Annotated in this window: 19 protein-coding genes and 6 tRNA genes; 10 read left to right on the plus strand and 15 right to left on the minus strand. The window is 35.8% G+C overall.

Annotation, left to right across the window (positions count from 1 at the left end):
• The first annotated feature begins 48 nt into the window (after positions 1 to 48).
• Together ABYK18_RS00005 and ABYK18_RS00010 are read left to right on the plus strand one after the other, a co-directional pair.
• Positions 49 to 807 (plus strand): pyrroline-5-carboxylate reductase, encoded by a 759-nt coding sequence (locus tag ABYK18_RS00005; protein ID WP_373034469.1) that lies wholly within the window; start codon positions 49 to 51, stop codon positions 805 to 807.
• 121 nt (positions 808 to 928) lie between these two features.
• Positions 929 to 2686, plus strand: coding sequence for a hypothetical protein (locus ABYK18_RS00010; protein WP_373034470.1), 1758 nt, complete (start codon positions 929 to 931; stop codon positions 2684 to 2686).
• 9 nt (positions 2687 to 2695) lie between these two features.
• Here the strand turns inward: ABYK18_RS00010 and thrC are convergent, their stop codons facing one another.
• From thrC to ABYK18_RS00045, 7 genes are all read right to left on the minus strand, one after another.
• On the minus strand, positions 2696 to 4165 hold the full coding sequence (thrC, locus tag ABYK18_RS00015) for a threonine synthase (protein ID WP_373034471.1): 1470 nt from the start codon (positions 4163 to 4165) through the stop codon (positions 2696 to 2698).
• 147 nt (positions 4166 to 4312) lie between these two features.
• Complete coding sequence (locus ABYK18_RS00020; protein WP_373034472.1) at positions 4313 to 5536, minus strand: murein hydrolase activator EnvC; 1224 nt, start codon at positions 5534 to 5536, stop codon at positions 4313 to 4315.
• A complete protein-coding gene (locus ABYK18_RS00025) occupies positions 5533 to 6345 on the minus strand; it encodes a cell division protein FtsX (RefSeq protein WP_373034473.1) in 813 nt (270 codons plus the stop codon). Before ABYK18_RS00025 ends, ABYK18_RS00020 begins: the two co-directional genes overlap by 4 nt.
• Entirely contained in the window at positions 6332 to 7003 is a 672-nt protein-coding gene (locus ABYK18_RS00030; RefSeq protein ID WP_373034475.1) for a cell division ATP-binding protein FtsE, read from the minus strand. The genes ABYK18_RS00025 and ABYK18_RS00030 overlap by 14 nt, the downstream gene beginning before the upstream one ends.
• Entirely contained in the window at positions 6996 to 8168 is a 1173-nt protein-coding gene (trmB, locus tag ABYK18_RS00035) for a tRNA (guanosine(46)-N7)-methyltransferase TrmB (RefSeq protein ID WP_373034476.1), read from the minus strand. The genes ABYK18_RS00030 and trmB overlap by 8 nt, the downstream gene beginning before the upstream one ends.
• Positions 8169 to 8179: 11 nt before the next feature.
• Positions 8180 to 9535 carry a fibronectin type III domain-containing protein gene (locus tag ABYK18_RS00040; protein WP_373034478.1) on the minus strand — a complete coding sequence of 452 codons (1356 nt, stop codon included), beginning with the start codon at positions 9533 to 9535 and terminating at the stop codon, positions 8180 to 8182.
• A complete protein-coding gene (locus ABYK18_RS00045) occupies positions 9483 to 10460 on the minus strand; it encodes an RluA family pseudouridine synthase (RefSeq protein ID WP_373034479.1) in 978 nt (325 codons plus the stop codon). The genes ABYK18_RS00040 and ABYK18_RS00045 overlap by 53 nt, the downstream gene beginning before the upstream one ends.
• 47 nt (positions 10461 to 10507) lie before the next feature.
• On the opposite strand from ABYK18_RS00045, the gene ABYK18_RS00050 reads away from it, so the two are divergent.
• Entirely contained in the window at positions 10508 to 11620 is a 1113-nt protein-coding gene (locus ABYK18_RS00050; RefSeq protein ID WP_373034480.1) for an FtsW/RodA/SpoVE family cell cycle protein, read from the plus strand.
• Positions 11589 to 12296, plus strand: a complete 708-nt coding sequence (locus tag ABYK18_RS00055; protein ID WP_373034481.1) for a transglutaminase-like cysteine peptidase — start codon at positions 11589 to 11591, stop codon at positions 12294 to 12296. The genes ABYK18_RS00050 and ABYK18_RS00055 overlap by 32 nt, the downstream gene beginning before the upstream one ends.
• Positions 12297 to 12392: 96 nt before the next feature.
• Here the strand turns inward: ABYK18_RS00055 and ABYK18_RS00060 are convergent.
• The 7 genes from ABYK18_RS00060 to ABYK18_RS00090 all read right to left on the minus strand — a co-directional run bounded on the left by ABYK18_RS00060 (position 12393) and on the right by ABYK18_RS00090 (position 14142).
• Positions 12393 to 12469 (minus strand) — tRNA-Asp (locus tag ABYK18_RS00060).
• Positions 12470 to 12496: 27 nt separating this feature from the next.
• A tRNA-Val gene (locus tag ABYK18_RS00065) sits at positions 12497 to 12572 on the minus strand.
• Positions 12573 to 12602: 30 nt separating this feature from the next.
• A tRNA-Glu gene (locus ABYK18_RS00070) sits at positions 12603 to 12678 on the minus strand.
• A 28-nt stretch (positions 12679 to 12706) separates the two neighbouring features.
• Positions 12707 to 12782: transfer RNA gene (locus ABYK18_RS00075), tRNA-Val, on the minus strand.
• Between the two features lie 20 nt (positions 12783 to 12802).
• Positions 12803 to 12879 (minus strand) — tRNA-Asp (locus ABYK18_RS00080).
• A gap of 24 nt (positions 12880 to 12903) precedes the next feature.
• Positions 12904 to 12979: transfer RNA gene (locus tag ABYK18_RS00085), tRNA-Lys, on the minus strand.
• 74 nt (positions 12980 to 13053) lie between these two features.
• Positions 13054 to 14142 carry a CinA family protein gene (locus tag ABYK18_RS00090; RefSeq protein ID WP_373034482.1) on the minus strand — a complete coding sequence of 363 codons (1089 nt, stop codon included), beginning with the start codon at positions 14140 to 14142 and terminating at the stop codon, positions 13054 to 13056.
• Positions 14143 to 14265: 123 nt separating this feature from the next.
• Between ABYK18_RS00090 and ileS the strand changes: the two genes are divergently transcribed.
• From ileS to ABYK18_RS00120, 6 genes are all read left to right on the plus strand, one after another.
• Complete coding sequence (gene ileS, locus ABYK18_RS00095) at positions 14266 to 17025, plus strand: isoleucine--tRNA ligase (protein ID WP_373034483.1); 2760 nt, start codon at positions 14266 to 14268, stop codon at positions 17023 to 17025.
• Positions 17018 to 17140 carry a hypothetical protein gene (locus ABYK18_RS00100; protein ID WP_373034485.1) on the plus strand — a complete coding sequence of 41 codons (123 nt, stop codon included), beginning with the start codon at positions 17018 to 17020 and terminating at the stop codon, positions 17138 to 17140. Before ileS ends, ABYK18_RS00100 begins: the two co-directional genes overlap by 8 nt.
• Entirely contained in the window at positions 17140 to 18483 is a 1344-nt protein-coding gene (gene gatA / locus ABYK18_RS00105) for an Asp-tRNA(Asn)/Glu-tRNA(Gln) amidotransferase subunit GatA (protein ID WP_373034487.1), read from the plus strand. Before ABYK18_RS00100 ends, gatA begins: the two co-directional genes overlap by 1 nt.
• 123 nt (positions 18484 to 18606) lie before the next feature.
• Positions 18607 to 19176: a hypothetical protein gene (locus ABYK18_RS00110; protein ID WP_373034489.1), complete on the plus strand. Its 570-nt coding sequence runs from the start codon at positions 18607 to 18609 to the stop codon at positions 19174 to 19176.
• Positions 19177 to 19292: 116 nt separating this feature from the next.
• Positions 19293 to 20738 (plus strand): IMP dehydrogenase, encoded by a 1446-nt coding sequence (gene guaB / locus ABYK18_RS00115; protein WP_373034490.1) that lies wholly within the window; start codon positions 19293 to 19295, stop codon positions 20736 to 20738.
• 93 nt (positions 20739 to 20831) lie between these two features.
• Positions 20832 to 21314, plus strand: a complete 483-nt coding sequence (locus tag ABYK18_RS00120; RefSeq protein ID WP_373034491.1) for an RDD family protein — start codon at positions 20832 to 20834, stop codon at positions 21312 to 21314.
• 13 nt (positions 21315 to 21327) lie between these two features.
• On the opposite strand, the gene ABYK18_RS00125 is transcribed toward ABYK18_RS00120, so the two are convergent.
• Positions 21328 to 21765, minus strand: a complete 438-nt coding sequence (locus tag ABYK18_RS00125) for a bacteriohemerythrin (protein ID WP_373034492.1) — start codon at positions 21763 to 21765, stop codon at positions 21328 to 21330.
• Between the last annotated feature and the right edge of the window lie 68 nt (positions 21766 to 21833).

Consider the following 21833-nt stretch of genomic DNA (forward strand, 5'->3'; position numbering starts at 1 on the left):
AATTGTTGTATAGATGCTATACTAACATAAAAACTTTAAGGCACTATTATGAAAACTATAACTTTTATCGGAAACGGAAACATGGCACTAAGCATTGCCAAAGGATTAAAAAACAATTATAAAATAGAAGTAGTCGGCAGAAATATTGAAAAACTTGAGAAATTTGAAAAAGATATCGGTACGAGTATAGATAAGTTTTTACTTGATGATTTTAATGTTAACAATAAGACTATAATGCTTTGTGTTAAACCTGCAAATGTTATAGAAGTCTCTTCCAAAATCAAAGGTAAAGCAAGAGTTATCTACTCTGTTTTAGCAGGTACAAGCATCTCTACATTAAAGCAAAACTTAGGTCCTAATGCAGTGGTTAGAACTATGCCAAACCTTGCTGCAAGTATAAACAAATCAATGACTACATTAACAGGAGACATAGAGTTCAAAGAAGAAGCCGAGGAACTTTTAGGGGCTATAGGAAATACAAGGTGGTTAGCAAGTGAAAAAGAGATAGACATTGCTACCGCACTTGCCGGAAGCGGTCCTGCTTATCTTGCTCTAATTTCAGAAGCGCTGACAGACGGAGCGGTTAAACAAGGACTAAAAAGAGATGATGCTATGGCTATAATGAGAGGTCTTTTTGGCGGATTTGGAGAACTGATACAAGATATTCACCCTGCACTTTTAAAAGACGGTGTTATGAGTCCAGGGGGAACAACGGCTGCCGGCTACGGAGCACTTGAAGACGGAAACGTAAGAAGCGCCTGTATGGATGCTATTGAGAAGGCTTATAAAAGGGCTATTGATCTTTAATATCCTTATTATAATCTATCAAATGTAACTTAATAGTCAGTCATTCTATTTGTCTTTGAATAATAACCAGATTTTTTGCACAAATGAATTATATTAAGTTATTAAGTGCTAGAATCAGTATATGAGACAAATAGGGAAAATTCTTTTCTTCAATGCTAATGATGGAAAAGGTATTATAATCACCTCCAAAAAAGATAAAATCAACTTTACCGTTCAAGAGTGGGATGATTTTGACACTATGCCATCGTTAGGTCTAGAAGTCAGCTTTAACTATGAAGACAGTCAAGCATTTGCCATAGTTTCTTTAGAGAATGAAGACACTGTTTCGGACAAACAAAAAGATGAAGCAACTCAAGAAGAAATCACTAAAGACCTTTCAGAAAAGACTCCAAAACTTGAATTAACAAACAGCGAGCCAGAGCCAGAACCCGAATTAACGACCAGCGATCCAGATCCAGATCCAGATCCAGAACTAGAAACAAAAAAATATCAACTTGAATCAAAAATTGATAAAGTAAATGAAAATAAAGATGATGATTTTAAATCAAAAAAAACAGAAAATGAACTTCCAAATACTAAGATAGAGGACTCTTATCCCGAACACTTTGAGTCTGATGAACATGTAAATATTATAAACAATTTTGAAGATATTGAAGAAGAGATAGGTCCAAGAGAAGAGAGTGTAACGCTAACACTAAATCTTCATAATGCAGTTGCAAATTACTTTAATATTATTGAAGAAAATATATCTAAAAGAAACTCTTATAAAAAAGTACAAGGCAGATTAGATTACATTCAAATAAGACGATTTATCTGGACAACTTTTAATAACTTAAGTGAAATAGACTTACATATAGTGACACCAAAAATAAAATCACTTAAAAATGATTTAAAAGCGATGTCAAGTGTGTATGATGATTTTGTAAAAAAAACAAGATACCCACAACTTGCTTATGAAGAGGTATTTCTTGCATGCCAGGCTGAATATCAAAAAATTAAGAATGGTGCTCAAAAGACTATTGAAAAACTGGATCAACTTAAAGGAAGTGAACAGCATGTTGGGACTATTTTAAAAGTAAAAAAAAATGAATTGGAAAAGAATATAAAAAGTGAAGAGTTTGACATATTGAAAGAGAACTTTAAATCTCTAAATGGATCCTATGTTGACATTGTTCATATGATGGCTGAACTTGATGAAAGATATAAGCATGATATGGAGCTTCTCACAAATTTTGAACAAGAATACAGAAATGATTTTTATGAACTCTTTAGCAATGCAGCTATTAAATATAAGGTAAGTATAGTAGACATATTAAGTGCACAGACTTTTATACTTGATCAAAAACTATGGCATGAAGCTAAAGCCTCAAAAGCAGTTAAAGCCCACCTGCATAAGGCAGGTATTTCCGGTGAGTTTAATACAAAAACATATTTAAAATATTATTTAGACTCACAAGATTCTAACAAAATGTCAACCGATACTAAAAAGCTTTTTAATTTATATAAATACCTTTCTTCATTAGAGAAAGACAATATAATGATTGTTGTAAATTCTACAGAAGATGCTATGGAATATACTGCAACAATAAAGAATATGCACAAGTCTTATGAAGTAAAATCATTTATAGATGAAAAACTGGCTCTAAAATGGGCTTTAAAAAACAATGTGAAAATTTTAATTGTTGAAGACCAGTTATCAAAGATGCAAATTGACATATTTTTAAAATATTATAAAAAATATATTTTTTCTATTCCTAAAATAATACTTTTAGGTAATAGTAAAAGTACAGATATATATACTGTACACAGACTATTATCAAAAAATTCATCACCAAGATCAATTGCACAAAGTATTAGCGGATTGATTAAAGACAAATAGTCATAATTGTTATAAAAACTTAAGTATCTCTTCTTCTATATTCTCTTTTTCTATAACCGTATCATGGATTATCTTTTTGCTGAAGAGTTCATTTATCATCGACGGTATTTCGACATTGGCTGTTTTAGATATAGACTCTAATGCTACAATATCTTGCGCGTCTTCTTCACCAGTTAGAGCATTTGCAATTACAGGAGAGAACTTTGTCCACTCGGCTGTTGAGTAGATGATTGTAGGTATATCTTTGGTAGCACATGTCTCATAAGCTTTAAAACATGTAGCAGTATGAGGGTCCATCAAATAACCTTCATTAAAAGTATTCTTAATATATTCTTTACCCTCAGCATCTTTACAATAATCGGCAACAAAAATCTCTTGTAATTTTATCAATTCTTCCTGAGTAAGCGTATATATCTTTTTAGTGTCAAGATCATGCATAAGCTCTTTTGTTCTGTCTGCTCCGTATAATCCGTAAAGAACACGCTCAACATTAGAAGATTTTAAAATATCCATAGCAGGAGAAGTCGTAAGTATAAGCTCTTGGTCACGCATATCATAAACACCTGTTTGAATCAAACGTGTTAAGATATTGTTCTCATTTGAAGCAATGATCAACTTCTCTACAGGAAGTCCCATAAGCATCGCATAATAACCCCCAAGTACATTTCCAAAGTTTCCGCTTGGGACATTCAAATATACTTTATCCCCTATTTTAGCAGCGTTTTGTCTTACTAGTTCTAAGTAATTGTGAATATGGTAGATGATTTGAAAAATAATACGTCCGAAGTTTACAGAGTTTGCAGCTGAGAGTGAAATATGTTTTTCTTTTAAAGTAGCATCAAAACTAGGAGATGACAATAGGTTTTTGAGTGCGCTTTGAGCATCGTCAAAATTACCTTTTATTCCAATGACTTTTAAATTCGATGCTTCTTCGGTAACCATTTGCAGTCTTTGTACATCGGAAGTCCCGTTTGCAGGGTACATACAAACAACTTTAATATTTTTTTGATTTTTAAAAGTCTCTAAGGCAGCCGGTCCCGTATCTCCACTTGTAGCAGCCAAGATCAAATAGTTTTCATCTCTTTTTTGGGCGACCGATGAAAGTATCTTACCAAAGGGCTGAAGGGCCATATCTTTAAATGCACGAGTCGGACCATGGTAAAGTTCACTTACAAAAAGATTTTCTTTTACTTTCACAACCGGAACAGGGTTTTTAGAGTCATCAAATTTATCGTAGAGGTTAAGCGCTTCATCAATCACACTTTGCTCAATATCTATCTCAAAACGGCTAAGTAAATCAGATGCCAACTCTTTATATGAAGAGTTAAGATGTTTATTTAAAAATTCATTTCCAAGTTCCGGTAATGATTCCGGCACGTACAGACCGCCAAAAGAAGCTATAGGACTTAAAATAGCTTGGGAAAATGTAACACTTGCAAGTTTGTTCTCATCGCATCCGCGAGTTTGGATAAAGTTCATGTTTTTCTCTACTTATTTTTTTTGCAATTATATCTAATCAGAATCTTCATCATACTTAAGATACATTATAAATATACTAATCAGTGCAAGCGTAGCTACTATTTAATAGCCAATTGCCCAGACAATAAAAAATACCGACATATTTTCTTATTGAAAAAGCCTTATAGGATTAATGTGAAAGGATTTTTGCGTTACTTCAAAGATTAGCTCATCACTTACACGGCCTATTGTATAGCCTTTTTTAATCTTTTTGCCTTTTTTAATATTTGGTGATATTTGTGAAAGGTTTGCATAAATAGTGTGAAGTCCATTTTCATGTTCTATGATGACAATATTATCTAAAACTGCCGTTTTATCTGCATATATAATCTTGCCGTTAAACACCGTTTTAACCTTTGTGTTTTTACGTTCAGGCTTCAATGAAATAGACTCATTAAAGACCTTGATGCCATATATAGGATCTGTATATGTGCCGTATCTTTTTGTTATTGTATATGGACTAAACGGTGCAATAGTCTTGTTCCCGACATAACGTTTTGTTTTTATTGCTTGATAACTACTGCCATGTTTTTTAACCTTTGGCAGATCTTTATCTGAGATAATACTTTTAGAATCAAAAGCTTTTCTTCTCTCTTCTTCTTGTTTTGCTTTTCTAATCTCATCTATTTTTATAATATTTAATTTAGCGAGTGTCTTTTTAAGTGCATCTTGCTTTTTAAGAAGTTTTTGTAACTCTTTTTTATACGAAGATTTTGCAATATTGAGTTCTTTTAATGCTTTTTTATTCTTCTTTTGTGTGTTAAGCAAATCTTTTCTCTTACTGTCTATATTTGCTATTTCTACCTCTAAAAAACTTGCATGCTCACTTAAAGCGTCTATTTCTTTAGAGTTTTCATAAAATCTTCTGTTTAACTCTTTTACCTTCTTTTTTGAATTTTCCAACATTACCTTTAGAACTTCAAATTCTATAAGTGACTCTTCGCTTGCGGCAATCTCTTCTTCTAGTATTACTGAAAGCGAAACACTCTGTGCTATAGTAAAGACCAGTTCTTCTTCGAGTTTATCTTGAGTTGCTTTAAGAGTTGATTGAACTTTTTTTAGCTCTTTTAGCTGAATAGTATTTTCATTATAACTACTTTCTTTTTCACCAAGTTCTTTTTTTAGAGAGTCTAAATGCTTTTGCTGTATCTCAATCTCTTTTTTTTGTTTTAATATCGCCTCTGCGGTTTGCGCTACTTTTTTATTTATGTTTGAATAATTTTTAGAAAAAGCGCTTAATTTATTGCTGGTCTTTTCTATATTTACATCTACACTCGTTTTTGCCGATACATAGATACATGACAATATAAAGATTATAAGTAAACGAATCATACCTCTTCTTTATGTCCTAGAACAATAAGTGAAGCTAGTAAAATAGACAATCCCATCGCTGCACCAAAAAGTAATGCCGAATCATTTATAAGATCATAAATAACAACATTAATGCCTATGTTATTAAACTGTTCTTGCACCCACAAAGATGTTGATATATACATAAATATACTAAAGGCTATAACACTTGCAATGATTGCATCCACGATTGCCAGTCTAAAAAGAACAGCTGAGCGGAGCCATACAGGTGCACCAAAGAGTCCCATGATACTCATACGTTCGCTATGTTTAAACTGCCATATGCGAAGCTCTTTAAATATAAGGAGTATGGTAACTATCAACACGACCACTGCAAATATTAAAACAACATTTTTAAAAAGAAGCAGAAGCTTATATGTTGTGTCATGGTTATGCGAAAAATCTTCGACTTTTTTTATAGAGCTGTTTTTGAGCAAATCTTTTCTGAGTCTTTTTATCTCTTTTGGACTAGGATAATATGCAAGACCTAGCTTATAAAATTTTGGTAGAGTCAGTTTTAATAGTTCTATGTTTTTTTTATTTATTCCACTGTTTAATCTTTTTATGACGCTTTCTGCGGACAACTCACTCACGTTTGAAATCATATCGTTTATATCAAAGATAGCTTCATCTGAAAGTTTTTTTTGACTTACGATTATTACCGCATAATTGTTAGATAAATTTTCTTTATAAGCCTCTATAGACCTATCTACAATAATAAATATTTGAATAGAAAAGAGTATGCTAAGAAGCGCTACAACTAAAGAGAGATGATTTTTAAACGACTTCATGCACGCTCCCGTACTCAATATTATAGTGTTTATAATCTACATTTATTGTCTGAGGAATGTTATGTGTAACTACTATTACCGTAGTTTTTAACTGCTCATTTGCACCTTCTAAAAGATTCCAAATTAGCTGTGAAGAGTAATCATCCAAGTTTCCCGTCGGCTCATCTGCAAGTATTAAAATAGGGTTGTGTGCTAAAGCTCTTGCCATTGCAACACGCTGTTGTTCTCCACCACTAAGTTCTAAAGGATACTTTCCTGATTGATGTTTAAGTCTGACATGCTTCAAAAGAGAATCAACTTGATTTTGTGTTACATTTTTTTCATATCCGTTTATAATAAGAGGAAGCATGATATTTTTCTCAATAGTCCACTCTTTAACAAGTTTATAATCTTGAAAGACTATGCCGACATGTCTTCTTAAGAAGTTTAGTTTTGCACTTGAGACACCGCGTAGCTCAACACCACCGACTATTAAACTACCTTGTTTAGGTTTTAAGGCACCATAAAGAGATTTTAAAAGGGTAGATTTTCCACTACCGCTTGCACCGGTAATAAAAATAAAACTACCTGAGTCAATAGAAAAATTCGCTTTATTGATAATCGTTTCATCATTAGAATATGAAAGCGATAAATCCTGTGCCATAATTACCTTATCCATTAAATACTCCGTCTAAATATCTGTGTGCCAAGAGATTACTTTTTGATTTTAACGGGAGGGCAGGATAATAAGAAGCAGACTTCTCTCTTATAAGAACATAGAGATGCTCAGGTCTGTCAAAACTTCCAAGAGATACACGAAGCATCACACCATCATCTAACTTGTAAACTCTCTCAAAGTGGATAAAACCACCCTCAAATCTTTGAGTGATACCATGAAGTTCTATTAGTTGTTCATCCGATAAGCCAACCGTAGAAAACTCAAAGCTGCCGTCTAAACTAAGCTTATCTGATTCTTCTTCATTTATCATGGTTAAATCATAGATGTTTTTCTCCATCTTCTTCCATCTATCTTCATATTTAGAACTTATTGCAATATCTTTGTTCTTGTTTATGTGAAGTATAGTTTTATGAAAGTTTATAAATGTTTCGTAAGAGTAAGCATAATAGTTTTCACTGTCTGTACGAAGTTCCAGTCGTCCGTCTACTTTTAAAACCCTTCTTGATTCTTCTATAAAAGAAGTAGATATTACTCTGCGATGCGGTTTTTTATCCCATGGCACCGGAAAGTGAACATAAATCCTGCCTACAATATTTGATGGAACAAGTTCCATAAAAAGTCTTGCATCATAATCCAAAACCAGCAAATTTTCTATCTTCTGGATGCTGACTTGTTTTAAGACCTGTTCAATGGAAGGTCTATGTATTTCTATACCAATAAATAAAATATCCGGGTTTTGTGTAGCTTGATGAATCAGATGTCTACCCGAACCAAAACCCACTTCAATCCTTATCTCAGATGCTTGGGGAAAATTATCTGCAAAATAACTTATATGTTTAAGTGCTGTTGCTTCTTCTAAGTGAATATTTTTTTGTTTTTGAGGAACGTTTGAAGAAATAATCTCTAAATCTGCAAGTTGAGCATAAGATAGAAGTGCTTTATGCACGTTATGTATAGATGCTGGTCTGGTTAATTTATCTGTCTTTAAAAGGTTCTTATTATCTTCTTCTTTTACAAGCAAAAAGAAATCATCTTCTTCGACAGTGACAGAGATAAGAGTCTCATCACTGTGTTTTGCATTTTTAGCCATGAAGTTAAATGAAACTTCATCATGGCTTTGAGGAAAACTTATCTCTTTAAACTCTTGAATATGTAGATGCGGCATTAATTCTCGTTTTAGTTAAAATCTTGAGTAGGTATGATTACCTCTTCACTTTTCTTTTGAGTTTTAGAATTAGGTTCTGTTATCTCTTCTTCTTTTTTTCTATTATCAGCAACTGTGTTTGGAGTCTTGATCTCCACTTCAATACTTGGTTGTGATTTTATACCAAACTCATCAATAGCAAATACTTGGTAATAGTAGGTAACATTCGGTCCGATTTCAGAATCTAAGAATTTTGTACCTTTTATCTCTACAAACTCTTCATCTTTAGCGTCAAACCAGCCAGTTTTAGCTTTTTTAACAACAGTGTACGTTTTAACTCTTGGATCCTTATTGTTCCATTTGATTTCAATCTTATTCTCTGCTATCTTAGCTTCTACTAATGACGGAGTTTCAGGTTTAATAAGAGTTATACCTTGAATTGAAAGCTTATCGTGAATACTCTCTAGTCCATTTTTCTCAACAGCACTTACTCTGTAAAAATACTCTTTTCCATCTTCTTCGATTACATCAGTAAACGTATTGTTGTAAAGTTTTGCTATTAACTCATAACTTCCATCTGATGTTTCTGATCTGTAAAGATAATAACGGTCAAAATCCTCAGTAGTTGATTTTTCCCAGTTTATCTCAATTTTTCTCGGTAAGTCTGTAGTTGCAACAATATGTTTAACGCTTATCGGCAATGCTTTTGTGACAACTTGAACTATTTCACTCGGTGTTGAAACAATACCGTCATATGTTAAAACACGAACACGATATTTATATACAAAATTATCTTTAAGATCTACATCTATGAACTCTGCATTTAATCTGCCATCAACTGTTGCAATCTTGCTCCACTTATCTTCTTCTAAAGTTCTTCTCTCAATAATGTATGATTTTACTTTTTGGTTTGCGTGAGGTCTCCAGATAATTTTTGCAGTTCTTGGCATATTTTGAATACTTTGAATCCAAACGACAGACTGTAATACAGGAAGAGAATTAACAACCTTTACTTCACTCATTGGAGATTCTGCTTCTTTTGAAAAAGTCTTAAAGCTATAGTTGTAAGTCGTTTCGGGCTTTATATCTCTGTCAAGATAATGAGTCGTAAAACGATTGTTTATTGTTTTGTAGTGTTCAAGCTCAGCTGCTTCTTCGCTCACAACCTGCTTATAGATATATATACCCTTAACTCTCTCGTCTTCAATTGCTTTCCATTCAAACGCGACTGCATTCATGTCTTCAACAGTTCCGTTTTGCGTGAGTTTTACTATCGGCAGTGTTTTATCTATCTTTATCTCATCGGCAGGTTTCGGTATTGCACCGCCACAACCACTAAGAATTAGTAGAGAAGCCGCGCAAAATGTTGCTAGTTTCCATAACTTCATTTATTTGCTCCATATCAAATTTTTTGTCTATATAATTTTTCATCACATTGTCCAGCTCTGCGACAAAAGATATCTCTTTTTTACTAGTTGGATGAATGAAATATATCATGTAAGCATGTAGCAAAATTCGTTCCGACTTCTCTTGCTTTGGGCTTAAAGAGTATATATGATCTCCAATAATATGACGGTTAATTGTCTCTAGATGCACACGTATCTGATGCGTACGTCCAGTAAATAATTTACAAGCGACCAGTTGCTGTTTTTCATCACTAGAAAGCGCAAGAACTTTAAACATGGTTTTTGCATATTTTGATTTAGAGTTGTCACTGCAAGACATTTTCAACCTGTTATGTGAGCTTCTACCGATATTTTGTTCTATTGTCGTTATATCATCTTTTAAAGGCGGATTTACAACTGCCAGATAGTATCTTCCCATACTTTTATCTTGAAGCTGTTGTGATAAGAATTCATGAGATTCATTGTTCTTTGCAACCACCATAGCTCCACTCGTGCCTTTATCCAGTCTGTGGACTATTCCGTGTCGCTCTTCACCGCTTATATTTGAAAGTCTGATGCCTTTATGTTTCAGCCAATCAACAAGTGTCGCCTCTTTTACACTTGGTGCCGGATGCACTGTAACACCGCTTGGTTTATTAATAACCAAAACATCATCATCTTCGTAAAGAATCTCAACATCAAAATCAATATCCATAGCGGGAGATTCTTTGGCTTGTGGAAATTCAACCTCTATATTTTGCCCCGCTTTTAGTTTTACTCCGGGACGAGTTACCGGTTTAGCTTCTATTTTAACACATCCGTGTTTTATTAAAGAAGCTATTTGTGAGCGTGTTTGCCCTATCTCAGATGCTAAAAATATGTCCAATCTCTGTGGATTATCGCAAATATAGCTTTTTATATCGCTCATTATGTCCCTTTGTGATACAATTTTAAAAATTTTTTGGAGTTACAAACTTGTGGAGATTTGATAAGCGTATTTTAGCACAATTTGATTTTTTTTCTATTATCTTAATTATACCGCTTGTTTTTACTTCCAATTGGCTGATAGGTGAAGTTGTTCCTGCTCTTGCACAAAAACAAAGCACATATGTAGGTATTGCAGTTATAGCATTTTTATTTGTCTTTTTACTCCCTATTCGCAGAATGAGTTGGCTGATACCATTGATTTACTGGGCAAATGTCGCTCTTTTACTTGCTGTTGAGTTTTTTGGACATTCAAGGCTTGGAGCACAGAGGTGGATTGACATTCCGTTTATCAACGCAACTATTCAACCCTCAGAGTTTGTAAAACCTGCACTCATTTTAATGCTGGCATACATTATTCAAAGAAACCCGCCTCCGATGAATGGATATGGAGTCAAGGATTTTTTGTATATCAGCTTTTATATACTTCTTCCATTTGTTCTAATAGTAAAAGAACCTGACTTGGGAACTGCTCTTGTTCTTCTGATTATTGGCTACGGTGTTCTTTTTTTTATAGGTGTCTATTGGAAGATATGGGTAAGCATCTTGGCAGCTATTTTACTTTTTTCTCCACTGGTATATAAATTTGCCCTGCATGATTATCAAAAAACAAGAATTACAGATTTTTTAAGTGAAAAGCCATCTTACCATGTTCAGCAATCAATCATTGCAATCGGTTCAGGAGGCTTAACTGGGAAGTCAAAAGAAGAAGCTACGCAGACACAGATGAGATTTCTGCCTATAGCTACAAGTGATTTTATCTTTGCTTTTCTTGTTGAGAGAACCGGGTTTTTAGGTGCTCTTGCAATCATATTGGTATACGTTATGCTTATTCTTCATCTAATGAGCCTTAGCATCTACAATACCGACTATTATATTAAGGTAGTAACCATCGCTATCTCTTTTATGATATTTGTCTATATGGGTGTTAATATATCAATGACGATAGGTTACGCACCTGTTGTCGGAGTTCCTTTACCAATGTTTAGTTACGGTGGTAGCAGCTTTATTAACTTTATAATTTTATTTGCGATTATGCAGAATCTAATCACATTTAGATACAAAGATATGTATGACGTCAGAGGCACAAAAAGCTTTTTATAAAGTTAAAAGAGGATCAACCGATATACTCATAATAAAATTCCAAGGAAGAGTTATTAAATTACTTATATTTCTACTATTTACTGTAACTCTTTACGGTTCCGTATATCCGTCATTTACAAAAAATGAGATTTTTTATATACAAAAAAGCGCGGGACAAGAAGCCTGTGACAGAATCCAAGAGTACGATAGAACGATTAGCTCAATTAAAAATGATTCTGAATTTATACAACTTACTAAAATCAACAACTATCTAAACAGACTAAAATATCAACCTGATGGATCAATAGACAACCATAGCGATTATTGGGCTACACCAAAAGAGTTTTTAACTACCGGACACGGGGATTGTGAAGACTACGCTATCATAAAATACTTCACACTTTTAAAACTTGGATTTGAAAAAGACAAACTTTTTATTACAATAGCATATGATAAATACTCAAAAAGAGACCATATGGTTCTTAGTTATTTTGCCCAAGCAGACAAACCTCCGCTTATCTTGGATTCTCTAAGCTGTGAAGTTTTAGACTTAAATAAAAGGGCTGATTTAGAGGTAAATGCTTTTATAAACACTAACGGTGTTTACAGACTCAGCAGAACAAAAAAACTTAGAAAGACAAGACAGGTTTCCAATAAATTTAAAGAGTTGCTAAAAAGAGTACAAGAAGAGAGTTAAAATAAGATATTTTGAATTAGTTGTGCTTAAGTTTTTAACGAAGAATACTCTCTAGTATGTGAGCTGAAAATTAAGTTGCATATAATCAAAATGAAGTGGCGCGGTGGACGAGACTCGAACTCGCGACCCCCTGCGTGACAGGCAGGTATTCTAACCAACTGAACTACCACCGCGCATAATTGTAAAAAGTGTTACTAAAATGGTGGGCACTACTGGACTCGAACCAGTGACATCTACCTTGTAAGGGTAGCGCTCTACCAACTGAGCTAAGCGCCCATTTTGTAACTTTGCATAACACCAAATAAGTGGCGACCCCTAAAGGATTTGAACCTCTGTCCCTACCATGAAGTGATAGTGTCCTTGGCCACTAGACGAAAGGGTCACTTTCATAAACAAAAGGCTTATATATATGGTGGGCACTACTGGACTCGAACCAGTGACATCTACCTTGTAAGGGTAGCGCTCTACCAACTGAGCTAAGCGCCCATCAATTAACCAAAAAACAGTGGCGCGGTGGACGAGACTCGAACTCGCGACCCCCTGCGTGACAGGCAGGTATTCTAACCAACTGAACTACCACCGCATAAATGTTTTTTAGTGTAAAAAATGGTGTCCTGTGATGGATTCGAACCATCGGCCACATCATTAAAAGTGACGTGCTCTACCAGCTGAGCTAACAAGACTTTTTCCTCTTATTCTTAAGAGGTCGAAATTATAGACAAATAGATTTTAGATGTCAAGATATTTTTGGACAAATTTAAAAAAACATCTCTTTATCTATTAAAATAAGCATTTTTATTGCAAATAATACACTTTGATGCTGCACATAGTTCCTGTCTCCATCCAACTTAAGGTGCATCTGTGCCTGATGAGTCTTGGAACTTGCTCCGACAAAAACAGTACCGACCGGTTTAAATTCAGTTCCTCCGGAATCTCCTGCAATCCCGCTAATAGAAAGTGCATAATCGGCATTACTTACATTTAGTGCTCCTTCACTCATCTCTTTTACGACATCTTCACTTACTGCTCCAAATTCTTGCAATGAAGTGTGCTCAACTGCAAGCCAATTTTCTTTTATCTCATTTGAATAAGTAATCAATGCTCCGTCAAGTATTTTAGAAGCACCGTTTTCTTTTGTGAAATAGTAACTCAACAGCCCCCCGCTGCAACTCTCTGCAAAAGTAAGTCTCTTTTGATTTCTTGATAGTGTTTCTATGATATACAGAACTATGTTTGATGCTGCTATGAGGTTTCTTGGAAGTAACTGTTTGGCTGAATTTATAAACTTAGAGATATTTCCATACTTTTTACTCACTATATCAACTCTCACCCAACCGTCTATTAAAGTGATGACATCTATATTTACATCGAAAGTTTGAGCTATGGGGTTTAGCATCGCATATGTCGAGTCTCTGCTTTGCTCAAAAACATGTACAACAGCCTTGCTCTCTTCAAAATGAAGTAGTATCTCAGGCATCTTCTGCATTTCGTCTATATGTAATACGTTTGTTATAGAATCTTTGTACTCAAGCAGGTAAGAAGCCTCTTCAAAAACCGAACAGTTAGATGGAATAAGCATATTGTCTTTTAGAACTTGATTGTCGCTTGTTACCGTGGATATCAACTTGCCAATTGTTGAAAAGTTCTGTTTAGTAGTTATGATAATAATCTTATCGGATGAGTTTAGTTCTTGTTCAAGGTATAAAAATAGTGAATTATCACTCTCTTTAAAATATGTGATAGCATCTATAAAATCAGATTTTTGCCTTATTTTTCTTAAAATATACTCTTGTAAAGATACGTTATAAATAAATTTGTTACCAATAAATATAAGATGCAGTCTCATGTGTCAATAGCCCTTTTAAGCAAATTTGGATTGGCTTATTATAGCACCATTATCACAGTTTAAAGAAGCTTTTAAACACACAATAGATATAATCCAAAAATTTTAAACACTTTTGAGGTACAGATGGACTACAAAGAGACACTACTTTTACCTACTACAAACTTTGCTATGAGAGGCAATCTAGTAAACAACGAACCTGTGCGTTATGCGTCATGGGATAAAAATAAAATCTATGAAAAAATGAAGGCTAACCGTAAAGGTGCACCAAGCTTCACTCTTCATGACGGACCTCCTTATGCAAACGGAAACATACATATCGGTCACGCGCTTAACAAGGTTTTAAAAGATATTATTATCAAATATAACTACTTCGACGGTAAATCTGTTCGTTTTACTCCGGGCTGGGATTGTCACGGTCTTCCAATCGAGCAACAGGTTGAGAAAAAGCTTGGCGGTAAGAAGAAAAAAGAGCTTTTAGAAGTTTCAAAAGTAAGAGAGCTTTGTCGTGCACACGCCGCTAAATTTGTAGATATACAAAAAGGCGAGTTTAAACAGTTGGGTATTTTGGCTGACTGGGAAAATCCTTATGTAACAATGGACTATAAGTTTGAAGCAAACATCTACCGCACACTTTGCAGTGTTGCAAAAAAAGGTCTTCTGATTGAGCGTAGTAAACCTGTTTACTGGTCATGGGCAGAACGTACTGCACTTGCTGAAGCAGAGGTTGAGTATGAAGACAAAGAGTCTCACTCAATCTATGTAGCATTTGAGTTGAGTGATGAAGCTAAAGCTAAAGCCGGCTTAACAGGTAAAGCATCTCTTGTCATCTGGACAACTACGCCTTGGACTCTTCCGTCAAACACAGGTATCTCTCTTCATCCGGAAGAAAAGTATGTTCTTACTACCGACGGTTATATCGTGGCTAAGGCACTTTTTGAATCTCTGCTTGAACTTGGCGTTGTAAAAGGTGAAATAGCAAAAGAGATAGATTCTAAACTTTTTGAAAATCAAGTAGCTACTAATCCGTTAAACGGAAGAAGTTCAAAGATTGTTCTTGGTGACCATGTTCTTATGGACAGCGGTACCGGCGGTGTTCACACGGCTCCCGGGCATGGTGAAGATGACTACCGTGTCGGGCTGAAATATGACTTGGAAGTTATTATGCCCGTTGATGAGACCGGCTGTTTTGATGAAACGATTGTTAAAGAAAAACTTCTTCCGAACCCTGAAGAGTTTGTAGGTCAACTTATCTTTAAAACAAATGATAGAATCTTGGAGCTTTTAGGCGATGCTCTTCTTTACGAGTCAAAGTTCACTCACTCATACCCGCACTGTTGGAGAAGCCATACTCCTCTTATCTTTAGAGCAACTAGACAATGGTTTATCTCTGTGGACGGAAAACCTGAGGGCGAAGACAATACTCTAAGAGAGATAGCGCTCAGCGAAGTTGAAAAGACTCTTTTCATCCCTGAGACAGGAAGAAAAAGACTTACTTCCATGGTTGAAAACCGTCCTGACTGGTGTATCTCACGTCAGCGTGACTGGGGTGTTCCTATCGCATTTTTTAGAGTTAAAGAGACAGGTGAAGTTCTTTTGGACGAAAAAGTACTAAACTTCACGGCAATGATATTTGAGATGCAAGGAAGTGATGCCTGGTACTCAATGCCTATCGAAGAACTTCTTTATCCGGGTGCAGGATATAAAGCTGATGAACTTGAAAAAGTAACTGATATCCTTGACGTTTGGTTTGACAGCGGTTCGACTTGGAACTCAGTGTTAAAGTCCCGTAACTATGACGCAGGTGAATACCAGTCAGACCTTTATGTAGAGGGTTCTGACCAACACCGCGGTTGGTTCCAATCATCTCTGTTCTTATCTTGTGCAGTTGAGCACAAAGCACCTTATAAAGGTGTTTTAACTCACGGTTTTACGGTAGATGAAAAAGGCGAGAAGATGTCAAAATCCAAGGGCAATGTTATTGCTCCTGAGAAAGTCTTAAAAGAGTACGGAAGTGAGATTCTTCGTCTATGGGTTGCATCTAGTGATTATCAAGGGGACTTGAAAATCTCTCAGGGCATCTTAAAACAGACATCTGAGAACTACCGTAAATTAAGAAACACTTTTAGAATCATGCTTGCAAACATTAACGACCTTGAAAGTTTAACTGCTTATGAAGATATGGGTGAGTTAGACAAGTGGATACTTGACGTTGCTCAAAAAGTCCTTGCAGATGTCCATAAGTCATTTGCTAACTACAACTTTGTTAACGGTATGAGCATGCTAAACAATTTTATCGTAAATGAGTTGAGCGGTATGTACATCGATATGACAAAAGATTCTCTTTACTGTAATGCAAAAAATGACCCAAGAAGAATGGCAAGTCAGAGTGCTATGGCAATCATCACAAAGACTTTACTTCTTCTAATGGCTCCAATACTCACTTACACGGCAGATGAGATTGTTGAAAATGCTCCGGCTATCATCAAAGGTGATGCACAAACTATCTTTGACATGACATATGAAGAGATTAAAACAGGTAAATCTACTTTCAATGCCGAGTATATGACTAAAGCACGTGAAGGCTTTGGAACAATCATAGATACTCTCAAAAAAGAAAAAATCATCAAAAGCACTCTCGAAGTTGTTATTTCAACTGATTCAGAGATTGCTCTTGCAATTGACAGCACAGATGCTGAAGACTGGTTTGTAGTATCTGCCGTATCAGATGAAGCTTCGGGTGAAGAGCTTGGCAGTTTCAAAGTTGAAAATGATACGTTTACAATACAAAAAGCGACTGCTCACAAATGTCCTAGATGCTGGAAATATCAAGCAGCCAGTGAAGAGTGTACATGTGAAAGATGTGCGAGAGTTGTAAATGCCTAATTTCGCAGAGCCTGTTTCAACTTCATTTATAGCTATCAGCATAGCTGTAATATTTGTAGTTGTTGCTCTTGGAATTTTTGCTGTGCAAAAAGTAAAAAAATCAAAGGAAATCTAGTGATTACGTTAAAAGAAGCCTTAAAATTATCAAAAGATGAACTAAACAAATTTAAAGAAGAACTAAAAACTAAGATACAAGAAAGAGCAGAACTGAATGCTTACATAGATGTAAACAATGTCGGTGACGGTGTACCCATTGCTATAAAAGACAACATCCAGGTAAAAGGCTGGTCTGTGACTTCTGGTTCAAACATACTCCAAGGTTACATCGCTCCATACAACGCAACTGTAATCGAGAAGATGCAAAAAGCAGGTCTTAGTCCGTTTGGTAGAACAAACATGGATGAATTTGCTATGGGTTCGACTACAGAATCCAGCTTTTACGGTAAGACTTTAAACCCTCACAACTCTGAGTGTGTTCCGGGAGGGAGTTCAGGCGGTTCTGCTGCTGCTGTTGCCGCAGGTCTTGCTATTGCCGCCCTTGGTTCAGATACAGGCGGTTCTATCCGTCAGCCTGCGTCATTTTGCGGTATCGTAGGGATGAAACCGACTTACGGAAGAGTAAGCCGTTACGGTTTAGGTGCTTATGCTTCTTCACTTGACCAGATCGGACCAATGACACAAAATGTAGAAGATGCCGCAATTTTGTACGATATCATCAGCGGACATGACTTAAAAGATTCGACTTCTGCAGACATGGATGACAAAGTCTCAGATAAGTTAGATGCCAACAGAAAGTTGACTATCGCTGTTCTTCCAAAGCATGTTGAAAATGCAAGCGAAGATGTAAAGAAAGCTTATCAGACAGCTATAGAGGCACTTAAAGCTGCAGGTCATACCATAGTTGAAAAAGAGTTGATGGATGCCAAGTTTGACATCTCTGCTTACTACATTACGGCAACTGCCGAAGCTGCTACAAACCTTGCACGTTACGACGGCATCCGTTACGGTAACCGCGTAACCGGTTCAAACCTTGAAGACACTTTCATCAAGACTCGCAGCAACGGTTTCGGGGATGAAGTAAAGCGTCGTATTTTACTTGGAAACTTTGTACTCTCAAGCGGATACTATGAAGCTTACTACGTGAAAGCACAAAAGACAAGACACATGATTAAAGACCAATACAACGAAATCTTTAAAGATGTAGACTTAATCCTTTCACCGATAGCACCGGGAACTGCACCAAAATTTGGTGAGCTTGAAAATCCGATGGATATGTACTTAAGCGACCTCTACTCTATCAGTGTAAATCTAGCGGGACTACCTGCCCTTTGCCTCCCAATATCAAAATCTGATGAAGGAATGCCTGTAGGACTTCAGCTTATCGCTAAACCTTACGATGAGCAGACTCTTTTTGACGGCTCTCTTTCTTTAGAAAAACAAATAAACTACACCAAATAATATTTTCTTTTCTTGTTCCCACCTTTAAAGTGGGAACTTACACACAACAACAATCAACGCCCTGCATCTACACAATAAATATTTAACAAGCTATAATACTGCAATATTTTTCAAGGAAACGATATGTTTAAAAAAATTCTTATGAGCTTATTGGCTACTCTTTTTATTACAGCATCCGGCTATGCAAAAGATGCAGATGCATTTGATATATATGAGTGGATGGAATCGCTTCGCGGTGAATGGGTTTTATCTCCTGCTGATAAGCAGATAGGTACCAACTCTTACAAAAATAAATATGTTTTGCCAATGGTCGGAACAGACAAAACAGGCATAGCGTTTAAGTCCATAGGCAGAAACTCCACCATACAAGAAGACCTGCTTCCAAACTCTCCAAAACAAATGGTTACGATGTACCACTGTAAAGACATAAAGTGTGAACAGATTAAGGCAACTCACTACTGTGTAAAGCAAAACCAACCTGAGTTTATAGCAAATTTTAAAAAAAGCACACCGACTAAAATAGTATTTGACTGCGATATGAGCACGGAGATATGCCAATCTAATGAAGACCATGTACACACTATCATCCATGAAATCACAAACGACGGTAAGCATCTAAAGACTTCATATCTAAGCTGGGAAAATAAAAAGCCTAAAACTAACAGCTCAATATATCATTTTGATAGAAGATAACTGCTTGTTATCTCTATCATAAATTTTCTCTTTACCTCTTTTTAACCACAAAAAAGATATAATCCAAAAATTATAAAGAAATAAGCATATTATATTCTTAGCACCAAAGGATAACCATGAGAATTCGTAAACGCGCCCTAACATTTGAAGATGTACTGTTAGTACCACAATATTCTGAAGTATTACCAAAAGAAGTTTCACTAGAGACAAAACTGACTCGTAATATTACTTTAAAAATTCCTATGGTTTCTGCAGCAATGGATACAGTAACTGAGTATAGAGCAGCTATCGCTATGGCTAGACTTGGCGGTATCGGAATTATCCATAAAAATATGAATATAGAAGCTCAGGCTAAACAGATTACTAAGGTTAAAAAGAGTGAAAGCGGAATTATTATAGACCCTATCTATGTTCATCCAGATGCTACACTTGCTGATGCTGATGCACTGATGAAAGAGTTCAAGATTTCAGGTGTGCCTGTTGTAGACACTCACAACAAACTTCTCGGTATCCTTACAAACCGTGATATGAGATTTGAAAAAGACATGAGTAAACTTGCAAGTGAAGTTATGACTAAAATGCCGCTTGTCACTGCAACAAAGGGTATCTCACTTGACGGAGCGGCAGATATTATGCACCAAAACAAGATAGAAAAACTTCCGATTATTGATGAAGAAGGATTTTTAAAAGGTCTTGTGACTATCAAAGATATCAAAAAACGCATCGAGTATCCTAACTCAAATAAAGATCCATTTGGAAGACTTATAGTCGGTGGAGCAATCGGTGTCGGTCAACTTGACCGTGCAAAAGCATTAGTAGATGCAGGTTGTGATGTTCTAGTTCTTGATTCTGCTCACGGTCATTCTAAAGGCATTTTAGATACTGTTAAAAGAATAAAAGAGACTATGGAAATCGATGTTATTGCAGGTAATATCGCTACTGCAGAAGCAGTTGAAGCTCTTATAGAAGCTGGAGCAGACGGAGTAAAAGTAGGTATCGGACCTGGTTCGATCTGTACTACTCGTATCGTTGCAGGTGTCGGTGTTCCTCAAATTTCTGCAATCTCTGAGTGTGCTGAAGCTGCAAAAAAACACGGAGTTCCTGTTATCGCCGATGGCGGTATAAAATACTCTGGAGACATTGCCAAGGCTTTAGCTGTAGGTGCTTCATGTGTAATGGCAGGTTCACTTCTAGCAGGTACGGAAGAGTCTCCTGGTGAGACTATCATGTTTCAAGGACGTCAGTATAAATCATACCGCGGTATGGGAAGTATAGGTGCTATGCAAACCGGTTCAACTGACAGATATTTTCAAGAAGGAACGGCAGCAGACAAACTTGTTCCTGAAGGAATCGAAGGCCGTGTACCTTTTAGAGGTTCTATTGCCGGTATTGTTCACCAGATGATGGGTGGTCTTCGTTCATCAATGGGTTACTGCGGAAGTGAAAGCATCCAGATGTTCTGGGAGAAAGCTGAGTTTGTTGAGATTACAAGTGCGGGGCTTAAAGAGTCTCATGTTCACGATGTTATCATCACTCAAGAAGCACCCAACTACCATGTATAACATAAAGATGAGCAAAAGCCCATCTTTATTACGCTAGCCGCTAGGGCACTAAAGCTTACCTCTTTCGAGGTAGAGTTATCTCAAGGATAAATTATGAATGAAGTAAAATACGCAGGTTTTTGGATTCGTTTTATTGCTTCATTCTTAGACACTCTTTTTCTGGCTCTGCCAGTAGCCGTTGTCATTTATTTTTTAAGTGATGGCAACTGGTTTGACTTCGCACAATATCAACAAAACATCGCTTACGCTATGAGCGGAAATGCTCAAAAAGCTCTGGAATCTCAACCGCAAACTTCTTTGAAATGGGAACTTCTTTTTGAAATGGCAGTTTTACTTGTTACAATGCTCTTTTGGAGACGATGGAGAGGTGCTACTCCCGGTAAAAAATTTGTCCATATTAAAATCGTAGATGCTAAGACTCTTCAAGATATTGACAATACACAGGCCGTAACCCGTTCTTTTGGCTACATCGTATCTACATTAGCACTTTTAATAGGTTTTTTTATGGTAGCTTTTAGACGTGACAAAAGAGGTCTTCACGACCTCTTAGCGGGAACTGTAGTTATTTACGAATAGAAAAAGAATCTACTTAGATATCTGAGATATCAAATATATTTTCATCTTCCTTCTCAGCCAAAAATATATTCATCTTAGTATCTTCATGCATTATATGATCTATCAAAGCACGCTTTGAGACTATTCTCATCTTAGACTTTATGATATTTAATTTTGCCGGTGTAGAAATAACCTGAGCAATGCTTTCAATAATCTCTTGATGTAATTTTTTATGCTCTTCAAGAGTTGGAAAATCTATAGATGCCATATACTCTTCTTCATCGCGGAAATGAACTTTCATATAGTCACTAAACTCATATAATATTTTTCTAAGTTCTTCTTTATCACTGTTTGAATCTTCAAGGTCAAAGAGTCTGTTAACCAACTCAAACAGCTTCTCATGCTGAGTATCTATAGCATCAATACCTAGTTTATATCTATCATCCCAATGTACTTTTTGATTAGATGACATTCATCGGTCCCCATAATTATAAATTTTATTATTATATATTTTATCATAAGCATTTTATATATACACTG

Origin of the sequence: Sulfurimonas sp. (assembly GCF_041563495.1) — a bacterium.
In the GTDB taxonomy this organism is placed as follows: Bacteria; Campylobacterota; Campylobacteria; order Campylobacterales; family Sulfurimonadaceae; genus Sulfurimonas.

Bases quoted from the DNA above. Each gene is read 5' to 3' on its own strand.
- guaB (WP_373034490.1), top strand. From the start codon at position 19,293: ATGAGAATTCGTAAACGCGCCCTAACATTTGAAGATGTACTGTTAGTA.
- ABYK18_RS00010 (WP_373034470.1), top strand. From the start codon at position 929: ATGAGACAAATAGGGAAAATTCTTTTCTTCAATGCTAATGATGGAAAA.
- ABYK18_RS00090 (WP_373034482.1), bottom strand. From the start codon at position 14,142: ATGAGACTGCATCTTATATTTATTGGTAACAAATTTATTTATAACGTA.
- ABYK18_RS00005 (WP_373034469.1), top strand. From the start codon at position 49: ATGAAAACTATAACTTTTATCGGAAACGGAAACATGGCACTAAGCATT.
- thrC (WP_373034471.1), bottom strand. From the start codon at position 4,165: ATGAACTTTATCCAAACTCGCGGATGCGATGAGAACAAACTTGCAAGT.
- ABYK18_RS00020 (WP_373034472.1), bottom strand. From the start codon at position 5,536: ATGATTCGTTTACTTATAATCTTTATATTGTCATGTATCTATGTATCG.
- ABYK18_RS00055 (WP_373034481.1), top strand. From the start codon at position 11,589: ATGACGTCAGAGGCACAAAAAGCTTTTTATAAAGTTAAAAGAGGATCA.
- ileS (WP_373034483.1), top strand. From the start codon at position 14,266: ATGGACTACAAAGAGACACTACTTTTACCTACTACAAACTTTGCTATG.
- ABYK18_RS00040 (WP_373034478.1), bottom strand. From the start codon at position 9,535: ATGAAGTTATGGAAACTAGCAACATTTTGCGCGGCTTCTCTACTAATT.
- ABYK18_RS00110 (WP_373034489.1), top strand. From the start codon at position 18,607: ATGTTTAAAAAAATTCTTATGAGCTTATTGGCTACTCTTTTTATTACA.
- ABYK18_RS00045 (WP_373034479.1), bottom strand. From the start codon at position 10,460: ATGAGCGATATAAAAAGCTATATTTGCGATAATCCACAGAGATTGGAC.
- ABYK18_RS00120 (WP_373034491.1), top strand. From the start codon at position 20,832: ATGAATGAAGTAAAATACGCAGGTTTTTGGATTCGTTTTATTGCTTCA.
- ABYK18_RS00100 (WP_373034485.1), top strand. From the start codon at position 17,018: ATGCCTAATTTCGCAGAGCCTGTTTCAACTTCATTTATAGCTATCAGC.
- ABYK18_RS00125 (WP_373034492.1), bottom strand. From the start codon at position 21,765: ATGTCATCTAATCAAAAAGTACATTGGGATGATAGATATAAACTAGGT.
- ABYK18_RS00030 (WP_373034475.1), bottom strand. From the start codon at position 7,003: ATGGATAAGGTAATTATGGCACAGGATTTATCGCTTTCATATTCTAAT.
- trmB (WP_373034476.1), bottom strand. From the start codon at position 8,168: ATGCCGCATCTACATATTCAAGAGTTTAAAGAGATAAGTTTTCCTCAA.
- ABYK18_RS00025 (WP_373034473.1), bottom strand. From the start codon at position 6,345: ATGAAGTCGTTTAAAAATCATCTCTCTTTAGTTGTAGCGCTTCTTAGC.